This window comes from Flavobacterium limicola, assembly GCF_003634755.1.
In the GTDB taxonomy this organism is placed as follows: Bacteria; Bacteroidota; Bacteroidia; order Flavobacteriales; family Flavobacteriaceae; genus Flavobacterium; species Flavobacterium limicola.
The window spans coordinates 1,246,376-1,259,802 of the sequence record NZ_RBXA01000001.1 but is presented as its reverse complement, the minus strand read 5'-3'; the positions used below and the strand labels follow the sequence as shown (position 1 = coordinate 1,259,802).

The 13,427-nt window shown below is 34.5% G+C and carries 15 protein-coding genes; 9 read left to right on the top strand and 6 right to left on the bottom strand.

Annotation, left to right across the window (positions count from 1 at the left end; genetic code table 11):
• The 4 genes from BC952_RS05610 to BC952_RS05595 all read left to right on the top strand — a co-directional run bounded on the left by BC952_RS05610 (nt 1) and on the right by BC952_RS05595 (nt 3,561).
• Nucleotides 1–468: a low molecular weight protein-tyrosine-phosphatase gene (locus BC952_RS05610; RefSeq protein ID WP_121364597.1), complete on the top strand. Its 468-nt coding sequence runs from the start codon at nt 1–3 to the stop codon at nt 466–468.
• Between the two features lie 91 nt (nt 469–559).
• Nucleotides 560–1,282: an SAM-dependent methyltransferase gene (locus BC952_RS05605; protein WP_121364596.1), complete on the top strand. Its 723-nt coding sequence runs from the start codon at nt 560–562 to the stop codon at nt 1,280–1,282.
• A gap of 189 nt (nt 1,283–1,471) precedes the next feature.
• Nucleotides 1,472–2,599 (top strand): methionine aminotransferase, encoded by a 1,128-nt coding sequence (locus BC952_RS05600; protein ID WP_121364595.1) that lies wholly within the window; start codon nt 1,472–1,474, stop codon nt 2,597–2,599.
• Between the two features lie 80 nt (nt 2,600–2,679).
• A complete protein-coding gene (locus BC952_RS05595; RefSeq protein WP_165151789.1) occupies nt 2,680–3,561 on the top strand; it encodes an SDR family oxidoreductase in 882 nt (293 codons plus the stop codon).
• Between the two features lie 58 nt (nt 3,562–3,619).
• Here BC952_RS05595 and BC952_RS05590 read toward each other — a convergent pair whose 3' ends face one another.
• The 4 genes from BC952_RS05590 to BC952_RS05575 all read right to left on the bottom strand — a co-directional run bounded on the left by BC952_RS05590 (nt 3,620) and on the right by BC952_RS05575 (nt 5,994).
• Complete coding sequence (locus BC952_RS05590; protein ID WP_244200100.1) at nt 3,620–3,973, bottom strand: response regulator; 354 nt, start codon at nt 3,971–3,973, stop codon at nt 3,620–3,622.
• Between the two features lie 27 nt (nt 3,974–4,000).
• Entirely contained in the window at nt 4,001–4,531 is a 531-nt protein-coding gene (locus tag BC952_RS05585) for a YceI family protein (protein ID WP_121364594.1), read from the bottom strand.
• Between the two features lie 39 nt (nt 4,532–4,570).
• Nucleotides 4,571–5,323: a pirin family protein gene (locus tag BC952_RS05580; protein ID WP_121364593.1), complete on the bottom strand. Its 753-nt coding sequence runs from the start codon at nt 5,321–5,323 to the stop codon at nt 4,571–4,573.
• An 89-nt stretch (nt 5,324–5,412) separates the two neighbouring features.
• Nucleotides 5,413–5,994 carry a Crp/Fnr family transcriptional regulator gene (locus BC952_RS05575; RefSeq protein WP_121364592.1) on the bottom strand — a complete coding sequence of 194 codons (582 nt, stop codon included), beginning with the start codon at nt 5,992–5,994 and terminating at the stop codon, nt 5,413–5,415.
• Nucleotides 5,995–6,143: 149 nt separating this feature from the next.
• On the opposite strand from BC952_RS05575, the gene udk reads away from it, so the two are divergent.
• From udk to BC952_RS05550, 5 genes are all read left to right on the top strand, one after another.
• Nucleotides 6,144–6,752 (top strand): uridine kinase, encoded by a 609-nt coding sequence (gene udk, locus BC952_RS05570; RefSeq protein WP_121364591.1) that lies wholly within the window; start codon nt 6,144–6,146, stop codon nt 6,750–6,752.
• Between the two features lie 151 nt (nt 6,753–6,903).
• A complete protein-coding gene (locus tag BC952_RS05565) occupies nt 6,904–7,227 on the top strand; it encodes an FtsB family cell division protein (RefSeq protein WP_121364590.1) in 324 nt (107 codons plus the stop codon).
• A gap of 48 nt (nt 7,228–7,275) precedes the next feature.
• Nucleotides 7,276–8,640, top strand: coding sequence for a methylmalonyl-CoA mutase subunit beta (locus BC952_RS05560; RefSeq protein WP_121364589.1), 1,365 nt, complete (start codon nt 7,276–7,278; stop codon nt 8,638–8,640).
• A gap of 67 nt (nt 8,641–8,707) precedes the next feature.
• Entirely contained in the window at nt 8,708–10,846 is a 2,139-nt protein-coding gene (scpA, locus tag BC952_RS05555) for a methylmalonyl-CoA mutase (RefSeq protein WP_121364588.1), read from the top strand.
• A gap of 328 nt (nt 10,847–11,174) precedes the next feature.
• Complete coding sequence (locus tag BC952_RS05550) at nt 11,175–11,693, top strand: hypothetical protein (protein WP_121364587.1); 519 nt, start codon at nt 11,175–11,177, stop codon at nt 11,691–11,693.
• 77 nt (nt 11,694–11,770) lie between these two features.
• Here BC952_RS05550 and BC952_RS05545 read toward each other — a convergent pair whose 3' ends face one another.
• Nucleotides 11,771–12,412, bottom strand: a complete 642-nt coding sequence (locus tag BC952_RS05545) for a lysozyme family protein (RefSeq protein ID WP_121364586.1) — start codon at nt 12,410–12,412, stop codon at nt 11,771–11,773.
• Nucleotides 12,413–12,510: 98 nt separating this feature from the next.
• A complete protein-coding gene (locus tag BC952_RS05540; RefSeq protein ID WP_121364585.1) occupies nt 12,511–13,425 on the bottom strand; it encodes a DUF2279 domain-containing protein in 915 nt (304 codons plus the stop codon).
• Nucleotides 13,426–13,427 lie beyond the last annotated feature (2 nt).

Genomic DNA, 13,427 nt, shown 5'->3' with positions numbered 1-13,427 from the left:
ATGTCCATAAAAATCTTAATGGTTTGTTTAGGGAATATTTGCCGTTCTCCATTGGCAGAAGGCATTTTGGCTGCCAAACTTCCTAAAGGCAAATTCACAGTTGATTCTGCCGGAACAGGATCGTGGCACATTGGACATTCTCCTGATGATCGTTCTATTGCTGTTGCAAAAAAAAATAAAATCAGTATTTCAAATCAAAAAGGACGACAATTCAGCACAACTGATTTTGATGCCTTTGATTACATTTACGTGATGGATAATTCCAATTATGAGGATGTAATTCAGCTTGCTAAAAACCAACAACAAAAAGAAAAAGTACAACTTATTCTGAATGAATTATTTCCAAATGAAAAAGTAGATGTTCCTGATCCCTATTTTGGTTTACCAAACGGTTTTGAAATCGTCTACAACATGCTAGATGAAGTTTGCGAGATAATTGCAAAAAAACTAATAGCGAAGCACGCATAATTTTTCTGAGAAAAATTACTTTGGGTTTATAACACAATCCTCACCACACCATAATACAAACACATCACTTTTAGGAACATAAATTACACCTATGAAACCAAACGCTGTTTTAGGAAAACTCTATTTAATCCCTACCACAATGGGCGATTGCGATCCTATGGATGTTTTGCCACAAACCATAAAAAGAAGTATTGACCTCATTGATTATTATATTGTTGAAAACGACAAAACAGCTCGTAAATCTATCAAAGGTGTTAATCCCGAGAAAAAACAATCCGAGTTAAAACTTTTTGTATTAAACAAACACACCGAAATCAAAGAACATTTAGAGTTCATAAAACCGTTACTAGAAGGTCACAATATGGGTTTAATGAGCGAAGCGGGATGTCCTGGAGTGGCTGATCCTGGTGCTGTAATTGTAAAATTAGCCCATGAAAAAGGAATTCAAGTTATTCCTTTGGTTGGTCCTTCTTCTATTCTTTTGGCAATGATGGCATCAGGAATGAATGGACAAAGTTTCACTTTTCATGGTTATTTACCTATCGAAAAAGACGAAAAGAAAGCCAGTTTTAAAACGTTGGAAAGAGTCTCTTTCGAAAAAAACCAGTCTCAAATTTTCATCGAAACTCCATATCGCAATAATAAATTACTGGAAGATTTAGTCCAAACTTTACATCCTGAAACACATTTATGTATCGCCACGGACATTACCTTGCCTACAGAATATATCAAAACCAAAAAAATTGCGGCTTGGAAAAAAGAAACAATAGATTTACATAAACGACCTACAATTTTTATTATTCACAAGATGTAAATTCAAAATGTTTTTTATTAATATTAAAGAATGATATCAGTAAAAACTCTAGAACTTACAATTTGATATAACAATAGTAAACTTTAAATTTTTTGAATCAAAAGAGTTAAAAAAAGATAAAACAATACTTCTAGTCATTAATTCTAATTATAAAAAACTATTTTTATAATTAGAATTAATGATTTTTTTATGAGTAAACTTCCAAATATCAGCACGAGTATTTTTACAGTTATGTCAAAAATGGCTGCTGAATATAATGCCATCAATCTTTCTCAAGGTTTTCCAAACTTTCCTGTTGATGAACGATTAACAGCTATTGTTGCAAAACTGGCCAAAGAAAATGTACATCAATACACGCCAATGTCTGGCTATCCACCGTTATTATCAAAAATAGCGACACTAATTAAAAACTCCTACGGAAGAACTATTCAGCCTGAAACGGAATTACTGGTAACCGCTGGAGCGACACAAGCCATTTTTACCACCATAACAGCTTTGGTAAAAAACAATGACGAAGTGATTATCTTAGATCCAAGTTATGATTGCTATGAAGCGCCCGTATTATTATGCAACGCAAATCCGGTTCGGGTAGCACTGAATGATGATTACAATCCAAATTGGGAAATTATCAAAAAAGCGTGTACCGCAAAAACCAAAATGATTATCATCAATAATCCACACAATCCAACGGGGAAAATTTTAACGGAATCTGATTTTGAAGCCTTGGAAATGCTACTCGAAAAATACCCTGATATCGTACTTCTTTCTGATGAAGTCTATGAATACATCACTTTCGAGGAGAAACATATTTCAGCTCATACACGCGAGAAACTATTGAATCGTTGTGTGATGGCTTCTTCTTTTGGAAAATCATTCCATGTTACGGGATGGAAAATTGGTTACTTAATAGCACCGGAATATTTGATGAAGGAAATCAAAAAAGTACATCAATTTTTAGTTTTTAGTGTCAATAGCATTTGTCAGGTTGCTATTAGCGAGTATTTAGATATTGTTTCTGTTTCTGAAATCGGGAAATTATATCAGGAAAAATGGGATTATTTTAGACAATTATTAAAAGACAGCCGCTTCAAACTCATGCCGTGTGAAGGAACTTATTTTCAGGTGGTTTCTTATGCAAACATATCAAATGAGAATGATGTTGATTTTTGCAAACGCCTAATTATAGAACATGGCGTTGCTGCAATTCCTATCTCTTCTTTTTATGCCGATGGAAAAGACCTGAAATTAATTCGATTTTGCTTCGCCAAAGACAATGCTACGCTTGAAGAAGCCGCTAAAAGATTGTGTGCCATCTAAAATCGGTATTGAAATTTATTTTTATTATGCATGCATACTATTTAATTTTATTATATTTACAATAAAAAAATATCAAAAATATGAGCTATACAGATAAAATGTTACGTGACGATGCCCTAAAAGGCAAAGTGATTGTCGTAACCGGAGGCGGAAGCGGTTTAGGAAAAGCAATGACTAAATATTTCTTGGAATTGGGTGCGCAAGTGGCCATTACTTCACGCGATTTAGAAAAACTGAAAAATACTGCTGCAGAACTGGAAACGGAAACTGGCGGAACTTGTCTGCCTATTCAATGTGATGTACGTCATTATGAAGAAGTAGAAAATATGCTGCAAGAAGTGTTGAAAGCTTTTGGTAAAGTTGATGTTTTATTAAATAATGCTGCCGGAAATTTCATTTCTCCAACCGAAAGATTATCTGCTAATGCTTTTGATACTGTAATTGATATCGTTTTAAAAGGATCCAAAAACTGTACACTTGCTTTTGGAAAACATTGGATTGACACCAAACAAAAATCATCTACTATCTTAAATATCGTTACGACTTACGCTTGGACAGGCTCTGCTTATGTGGTGCCAAGCGCAACTGCAAAAGCGGGAGTTTTGGCTATGACACGAAGTCTCGCGGTAGAGTGGGCAAAATACGGAATTCGTTCGAATGCAATTGCTCCTGGACCGTTCCCAACTAAAGGTGCGTGGGACCGATTGTTACCTGGAGATTTAGCCGAAAAATTTGATATGGCTAAAAAAGTGCCGTTAAAACGTGTGGGAGATCATCAGGAATTAGCCAATCTAGCGGCTTATTTAGTTTCTGATTTTTCAGCATATATCAACGGTGATGTTATTACAATTGATGGTGGTGAATGGCTTAAAGGCGCTGGACAGTTCAATTTACTTGAAGCAATTCCAGAAGAACTTTGGGATCAGTTGGAAATGATGATCAAAGCAAAAAAGAATAAATAATAGTTTTATATAAAATAAAAAGAGAGTCATTCAAATGGCTCTCTTTTTGTTTCTGCTACTATTTAGTATTTCCCAAGGCAAGTAGAATTTCACTTTTCAGTAAACCACTGCCACCTCCATAATGCTGAACAATCCTAATATTTGGATTTTTATTTTTGAAAAAAGCACACAATTCAGCTTCACTTTCTTCCTGAATTCCGGAACCTAACAATACAATAGAAAAATCTTTTTTAAGAAAAATTTCCTTCGCTTCCTCATCATTCATAACGCCTACTCCATTCCAATTCTCGTTTGCATTTATCAATCGGATGACGGTTTCTAGAATTTCCGGATGTCTTCCTATGTATAAAATATTTGTGGTTTCCATCATTTCATCTTTAAAAAAACACAAATCTGAAATGACATAATTCATTTGAAATTTGTGTCTAATTACTTTATATTATTGTTGCAAAAATTGCAATTCGATGTTTAAACGAACTTCTTCGCTTACTAAAACACCTCCTGTTTCAAGAGCGGAATTCCAGTTTAATCCCCAATCTTTTCTGTTAATTTTTCCTTCTAATGCAAGTGCCATTTTAGTATTTCCCCAAGGATCTTTCATTAATCCTCCGTATTCTGCCGCTAACTCCACTGATTTTGTAATGCCGTGTAAAGTCAAATCTCCCACTAATACGTATTCACCTTCATTAATTTTAGTGACAGAAGTAGCGCTAAATTTAATTTCTGGAAATTGTGCAGCATCAAAAAAATCAGCACTCAATAAATGAGCATCTCTATCTGCGTTTCCTGTTGTTATCGAATCAATTGCTCCTGTGAATTCAATTTTTGCGTTTTCTAAATTGCTGTCTTCTGCTTCAATTGTTGCATCAAATTTCGAAAATTTACCTGAAACATTAGTGAACATCATGTGTTTCACTTTAAAACCAATTTCTGAATGTGTTGGGTCAATTACCCATTTTGTTGTTGACATAGTTTTGATATTTATTAGTTATTTTTATTATTTAATGGATTACAATTGCATTGGAACTTCCATCAATAAAATTTCGGCATTTGCTGAATTAGCGGTAATTTTTATTGTATTCGTATCCCAAATTCCTAATCCGTCACGTTCATTTAAAGCGATGTTTCCTATTGTAAAATCACCTTTTAAAACAAAAGCATAAATTCCATTTCCCGGTTTTTTCAATTCGTACGAAGTAGAAAAATCCTTGTCAAACTTCCCAATATGAAACCAAGCATCTTGATGAATCCAAACCCCTTCGTCTTCTGGATTAGGTGACAAAATTTGCTGTAATTTATTGTGACGATCATTTAAATCTAAAGTAATTTGGTCATAACGAGGCGTTACATTTTTTTTATTTGGATAAATCCAAATCTGTAAAAATTTAACCAACTGATCTTTGTTTTTATTGTACTCGCTATGAAAAATTCCGGTACCAGCGCTCATCGCCTGAATATCACCTTCCTTGATTACGGTAGTATTTCCCATACTGTCTTGGTGTTCTAAATCACCTTCGAGCGGAATAGAAATAATTTCCATGTTATCATGTGGATGTTTCCCAAAACCCATTCCTTGGCTGACTCTGTCATCATTTAGAACGCGTAAGACTCCAAAATTCATCCGTTCTGGATTTTGATAATTGGCAAAACTAAAGGTATGATAGGATTCTAACCAACCATGATTAGCGTGACCGCGAGTATTTGATTTATGCAAAACTGAATTAGTAATTGCACCGTCTATTATTTTATCTGTATTTTCCATTGTCCTGTTCTTTAATAGTATGATGCAAAGTTGCGTCAAAAAAAAAGCACATGCATTGAACTAGGACAAGAAATGAAAAAAACGAGAATTTAAAGTTTAGCGATTTTAGTTCTTATTTTACTAAGAAACTCGGCTGAAATTCCCAAATAAGACGCAATATAATGCTGGGCAACGCGCTGTGAAAGTGTGGGATAATGTTCGAGAAACTCTAAATATTTCTCAGTGGCTGATTTAGAAATCGTATTAAATAAACGATCCTGAGTAACGGCAAGACTTCGTTGCATCAGAATACGGAAAGCACGTTCAAACTTTGGGGCTTTCGAAAATAATTCCTCTTTTGTTTCAGGACTAAAAAGGAAAAATTCACAATCTTCCAAAGTTTCAATGTACACTCTACTAGGATTATCTTCGTAAATACTGAAAGAAATATCACTTACCCAAGCATTTTCAATCGCAAATTGCAGAATTACTTCAAAACCATTGGCGTCAATGTAATATTTTCGGACACATCCTTTGATGACAAAAGCTTCAAAATTGCACATTTCGCCTTCATGAAGTAAAATCGTTTTCTTAGAAACCGTTTTATGTTCCAATAAAGAATTGAAAATTTCTAATTCTTTTGGTTCAAAAGTGACATACCGACTTATGTTTTTATTGATTTGTGAATACAATGTTTTAAATTTTAGAAACTAAAGATAGAAAAATGTCAATTAATAACCCCTAAATAAATATAGCAATTTAGCAATATTTCTTAAAAAAAGAAAAACTGCTCCCGATTAAATTCCTATTTTTGTTCCGATAAAAACATAACAAAAAATTTATGCTCATTATAGGAATTGCAGGTGGTACAGGAAGCGGAAAAACAACCGTTGTACATCAGATTATGAATGAATTACCACAAACTGAAGTTGGTATTATTTCTCAAGACTCATATTACAAAGAAAATCACGGGCTATCATTTGATGAAAGAGCATTAATTAATTTTGATCATCCTCGTGCCATTGATTTCCCGTTATTAGTGGCTCATCTCAAGGAATTAAAAGAAGGAAACAACATCCATCAACCCGTTTATTCTTTTGTAACACACAATAGAACAGACGATACTGTTTTTACACATCCTCGAAAAGTGATGATTGTCGAAGGAATTTTAATCTTGGCAAATCCAGAATTAAGAGAATTATTTGATGTAAAAATATATGTTCATGCTGATTCTGACGAGCGATTAATCCGACGGATGAAACGTGATATCGCGGAACGTGGCCGAGATATGAATGAAGTAATCAACAGATATCAAACTACTTTGAAGCCAATGCACGAGCAGTTCATTGAACCAACTAAGGCATTTGCGGACATCATAATACCAAACGACAAATACAACACCGTAGCCATTGATGTGGTTCGTGCGGTAATAAATCAAAAAATTCTATAATTTAGTTGTAATTTTAGTGGAATTATTATTAGGAGCTATTTCCCGTCTCGTCCTGAAGACGAGATTGCAATGTTTTAGTACGTGAATCTTCATTCGTCATAATCACCTACTAAAAGGATTTCCATTGTAATCGGGGCTAAAAAAAAATAAAATGAAAAATCCCTACAAAGAGAAACCTTGGTTTAAATTTTTAAGCAACAAATATGTCTGGGTTTTGTTGTTTTTTTGTACATGGATGATTTTTCTGGACAATTATTCCTATTTCGATCACCGAATTCTAGACCAGCAAATTGAAGATTTAGAAGATAACGCAGCCTATTATAAAGAAGAAATAAAAAAGGATCAGGAAAACATCAAGCAATTAAAAAATTCAGAACAAATAGAAAAATACGCCCGCGAAAAATACTATATGAAAAAAGATAGTGAAGATATTTATATCATCGAATTCGAAGGTGACACGATTGAAAAAAAATAAATAATTAAACTATTAATTATTCAAAACCATAATTTAATCAACTACAAAATGGCTAAAAACCTTTTCGATGATTTCAATCCCATTTCCTCCAAACAATGGAAACAAAAAATCCAATTTGAACTCAAAGGTGCGGATTATAATGAAACCTTAGTTTGGAATTCTCCGGAAGACATTCAGGTAAAACCTTTTTACCACAAAGATGAACTCACTAAAGCTTTTCCTGTTTCCACTAAAGCAACTGAATTCAAAATTTGCCAAAACATTTTTGTCTACGATGTTGAAAAATCAATAGAAAGAGCACGAGACACCTTGAGTCGTGGTGCAGATAGCCTTCGGTTTACAATAGAAAACGAATCAATTGATATTACTAATCTTTTGGAGCAATTACCATTAGAAAAAGTTAACGTTTATTTTAATCTTGGATTTATTTCAATCGATTTCGTTAAAAAAATTGATGCTTTCGCAAAGAAAAATAATACTGCTATTTTTTGCAATCTGGATGCAATTGGACAATTAGCCAAAGATGGAAACTGGTTTGTAACTAACGAAAAAAGCAATTTTGACACCCTGAATTTACTTTCAAAAGTAACAAAATCAGTGTCATTAATCAGTATAAATGCTGCTTTGTATCAAAATGCAGGTGCCAATATGGTGCAGCAAATTGCTTATAGTTTAGGACAAGCCAATGAATATTTCAATCGAATTGAAAATATAAACCAACCTATAGTTTTTGAAGTAGCCGTTGGGACAAATTACTTTTTTGAAATTGCAAAACTGCGTGCATTACGATTACTTTTTAATCTGATAGCCAAAGAATACAGCCACAACTTGGATTGTAACATTATTGTTTCGCCAACCAAACGAAACAAAACATTATACGATTATAATGTAAATATGTTGCGTACCACAACTGAATGTATGAGTGCAATTATTGGCGGAGCAGATGCTATTGCAAATTTACCGTACGATGCGTTGTACCACAAAGACAATGAATTTGGTGACCGAATTGCGCGAAATCAATTGTTGATTCTCAAAAACGAAAGTTATTTTGACAAAGTGAATAATCCGGCTGACGGCAGTTATTATATCGAAAATCTCACCAATCAATTAGCCGAGAAAGCGTTGGCATTATTTAAAGATATTGAGGCAAATGGCGGTTTCCTAAAACAACTTAATGACGGAATCATCAAAAGGAAAATTCAGGAAAGTGCTGATACAGCTCAGGAACTATTTGATTCCGGGAAAGAAATTCTATTAGGCACTAACAAACATCCTAATAAACAGGACAAAATGAAACATGATTTAGAATTGTTTCCTTTTGTAAAAGTCAAACCAAGAAAAACATTGATTACACCAATAATCGAAAAACGTCTGGCAGAGAAAATAGAACAGGAAAGATTAGATCTTGAATAATATTCAGAGATTGAGACTAATCAAAATTAAAAATTCATCAGCATTCGTGTAATTTGGTACTTAACAAATGAAAAGAAAAGATTTACAACATATAAAATTAGAAAGCACACCGTTGAAAGTGGAGAATAAAAATTCTTTGACTGATACTTTTCTAACCGCAGAGGGAATCGAACTAAAACCAACGTATTCAGAACAAGATATTGAGCATCTTACTCATCTTAATTTTGGAGCTGGTTTTGCACCAAATTTACGCGGACCTTACGCCACAATGTACGTCCGCCGACCATGGACTGTACGTCAATATGCAGGATTTTCGACCGCTGAAGAAAGTAATGCTTTTTACAGAAGAAATTTGGCTGCGGGTCAAAAAGGACTTTCCATCGCTTTTGATTTGCCTACACACCGCGGTTATGATTCGGATCACGAACGCGTAGTGGGCGATGTAGGAAAAGCGGGAGTCGCAATTGATTCCGTGGAAGATATGAAAGTATTATTCGACCAAATTCCGCTGGATGAAATGTCCGTTTCCATGACGATGAATGGCGCTGTTTTACCTATTATGGCTTTCTATATTGTCGCCGCCGAAGAACAAGGCGTAAAACCCGAATTACTCTCAGGTACGATACAAAATGACATTCTAAAAGAGTTCATGGTGCGTAACACGTATATTTATCCGCCAACGCCTTCGATGAAAATCATTGCTGATATTTTTGAATTTACCAGCAAAAAAATGCCGAAATTCAACTCAATTTCAATTTCCGGATACCATATGCAAGAAGCGGGAGCCACTGCTGATATTGAATTGGCTTACACTTTGGCCGATGGACTGGAATACATCAGAACAGGATTAGCGACCGGAATGAAAATTGATGAATTTGCTCCACGCCTGTCTTTTTTCTGGGCGATTGGAATGAACCATTTTATGGAAATTGCCAAAATGCGTGCGGGAAGAATGATATGGGCGAAACTGGTCAAACAATTTGAACCAAAAGATGATAAATCATTAGCCCTGCGAACCCATTGTCAAACTTCGGGTTGGAGTTTAACAGAGCAAGATCCTTTTAACAATGTGGCTCGAACCTGTATTGAAGCAGCCGCAGCCGCTTTTGGAGGAACACAATCTTTGCATACCAATGCTTTGGATGAAGCCATCGCTTTACCAACAGATTTCTCGGCTAGAATTGCCCGAAACACGCAACTCTATTTACAAGAAGAAACTAAAATCACCAAAACAGTCGATCCTTGGGCCGGCAGTTACTACGTAGAAAGTTTAACGAATGAGATTGCAGAAAACGCTTGGAAACTTATCGAAGAAGTTGAAGAACTAGGCGGAATGACCAAAGCCATTGAATCCGGAATTCCAAAACTTAGAATCGAGGAAGCTGCAGCCAGAAAACAAGCAAGAATAGACAGCGGTCAGGATATTATTGTAGGTGTCAATCAATACCGATTAGAAAAAGAAGATCCTTTACAGATTCTGGATGTGGATAACCAAATGGTTCGCAAACAACAGCTGGAGCAATTAGACCGAATCAAAGCCACCAGAGATACTGAAAAAGTGCAGAATTCTCTGAAAAAATTAATCCATTGTGCTCAAACCGGTGAAGGTAATTTATTGGAAATAGCTGTTGAAGCGGCCCGAAACCGAACAACCTTAGGAGAAATCAGCGATGCACTAGAAACGGTTTTTGGAAGATACAAAGCACAAATTAAATCCTTTAGCGGTGTGTATAGCAAAGAAATAAAAGACGACAAAAGTTTTGAAAAAGCAAAACAACTGGCAGATGAATTCGCTAAAAAAGAAGGACGTCGCCCAAGAATTATGATTGCTAAAATGGGACAAGACGGACACGACCGTGGTGCCAAAGTGGTCGCTACCGGTTATGCTGATGTTGGTTTTGATGTTGATATTGGCCCACTTTTTCAAACGCCAGCCGAAGCGGCTAAACAAGCAGTAGAAAATGATGTCCATATTTTAGGGGTATCTTCACTGGCTGCCGGCCACAAAACGCTGGTACCACAAGTGATTGAAGAACTTAAAAAATACGGTCGGGAAGATATTATGGTGGTCGTAGGCGGAGTAATTCCTGCACAAGATTATCAATTTTTATTTGATGCCGGTGCAGTTGCGGTATTTGGACCTGGAACAAAAATCAGTGAAGCTGCCATTAAAATATTAGAAATTTTGATAGGGAGTTTCGAGTAAAAACACCTCCTAAAAAATTATTATATACAAAGCATCAATCGAAAGATTGGTGTTTTTTTTTTGTTAAAACACTGAAAGTAAATAATTTAAATCCTATTAAAAAAAAATGAAATTCTATTCTTTTATTAACATTGTTTATGGAATACGTTAACAGTCAAGCCTTTAAAAAATAGGTAAATTTACATATACTTACGATAATCTACATTTTAAATCATTGATAAACAGATAATTAAACATTTAAAAAAAAGGGGAAGAAAAGATAAGCCTTAACATTCATTAGCGTATTACAAGTATTATGACTCATTAAATTAATTTAAAACTAAATATTATGAAATCACTTATTATTATACTTTTTTTAAGCATCACAATAGCATCAAATGCTCAAGAAACTCAAAAAGGAAAAATCAAAATAGAAGAACTACCAGGAGTAGTAATTAAAAGAGTTGGAACTGATTTTTCAGTTTATGTCCCTGATAATAATCCGGACCAAAGAGTGAAAATAGTAGAAGAAAAATTCATTGCTTATGATCTAGGGAAAGATGCTGAAGGAGCTGAAGAATATCTTGTAGTAATGGAAGTAAAAAACGGTTCTTTGTCTGCTACTTATAATGAAAACGGAAAATTAATACGTGTTGTAGAAGAATTTAAAAACGTAAGACTTCCTAGTGATGTTATCTATTCTATTTACAGAACGTATCCTGGCTGGACAATTGTAAATGATAAATTTCTTTACACACAAGAAGAGGGAGATATTATAAAAAAACAATATAACGTTAAAATTAAAAAAGATAAAGAAATTATTAAACTAGTGGTACGTCCCAATGGGGAAATTATTAAAGCTAAATAATCCCATTTAACGTAAAAGAAAGAGGCTGCAAAAAATTAATTTTAGCAGCCTCTTTCTTTTTTAGAGCTTCTATCTAATTAAATATTCTTGACGTTTGCGTTGACATTTGCAACAATAAATGAAGTATCATAACCTCCAAACATTTTCATATAACTTTTTACAGAACTTCCATACGCATCTCTAAAATTACGCTTGCCTTTATTTTTAAAATATTTTTTTACAGTCCCAGCTCCTCCAAGATGTGCAGCGGCCAATATACCGGATTCTGTTATACGAATGCCGTTCATAATTGTACCCTCATATTTTTCAATTTCTTTTTTTAGCTCCCATTTATTTTTTGCCAGAAGTGCAATAAATGCTTTTTCTTGCAATTCAGGACTATTCAAAAAAGCGGAACTATTATGTATTCCAACCGACTTTAATGTTTCTATACCAAACTGATATTTACCTAAATAGCCAAGAGAATTAACTGTTTTGTATTTACTCTCCGATTCTCTGTAGCCAATGGCTTCCTTAAAACCAATAAAGAAATTTCCGGTAAAAGGGATGTTTAAATTGGTGTACTCGCTTTGTTCTTCCGATGGATATAAGTAGTGTGTTCCATCTTGTTCACTGATAAGAAACCAAGGGTTAGTTTCTAAATTAAAAGGTTTAAAACCTGAGCTCAAAAAAACTGTAATAACAGTCAGACTTGTGTAAAAATACCACTTCTTTATCATAAATTGTTTTTCTTCAAAACGCTGTCCCGTTAAGAAATTTCTATGCGCAAAGATACAACAAAAATAATAATGCTGATAATCAGTAAGTTAAACTTTTTCTAAAAATAGATGAAGTGGCATTTTACATCGTTGAAACGCACAAATTCGATGGTTGGTGCAGGAATTTTAACGGTATTAAAAACAGAAAAAACGGTCTTTAGAAAATGAGAATTGGTCTTAATTTTTGTTAAATCGACATCCAAACTAAGGTAAAATTGTCTAAATCGCTGTGGATTTGAAGCTATAAAAGCGGTTGTATTTTCAGTTCTCCCAGTGATCATTCCTTCTGCTCCATAACCCAATGCTAAATTCAGCCATTTTGGTATTTTAGAACCTTTAGCAAAAGAATATAAATTGACCGAAAGCCAATACGTTTGTCCGTTATAATCTTTTAAAATTTGCTCCGAGAAGGAACTACCCAATACTTCCGGTCGTTCACTTGCATATTTTGTAGTATGAAAAGAGAATTTTGGTATAATCCGTTGTTCGTGCCACATTAATTCTTGGGAAACGTACAAAGCAGTTCCAGTAGCGTTTGCAATGATGTCGCCGGAGGAAGCGCCCCATTCAGATGAATATCCGTCTAAAACCTCAACGGCTGTTAGAAATGCAAAGCCAAGGCCAGCACCATAAAGCAATTGATTTTTTTTAGTAGCCCCACTCCAATGTAGCATTTCGGCACAAAACCGACCCAAATGATACGACGAAAATACATGACCGGCTTTATCCATTTGAAGCCACTCGGAATTGTCATTTATAAAATGAAAATCAGATTTGGGATACTCGGCGTACCAGAGTTGGTTTAAGCCTATCAATGTTCCCGTGGCCAAAACAGCTTCCGAAATGATAACGGCATTTTGCCTTTTTTTATTTAAAGAATCGGAGGATTTAAAAAAACTTTCCTCACGATTTTGTGAGAAACCAATTTGAAATCCAATAAATAATAAAAATACAAGGAGTGCTTTAAATTTCAAAA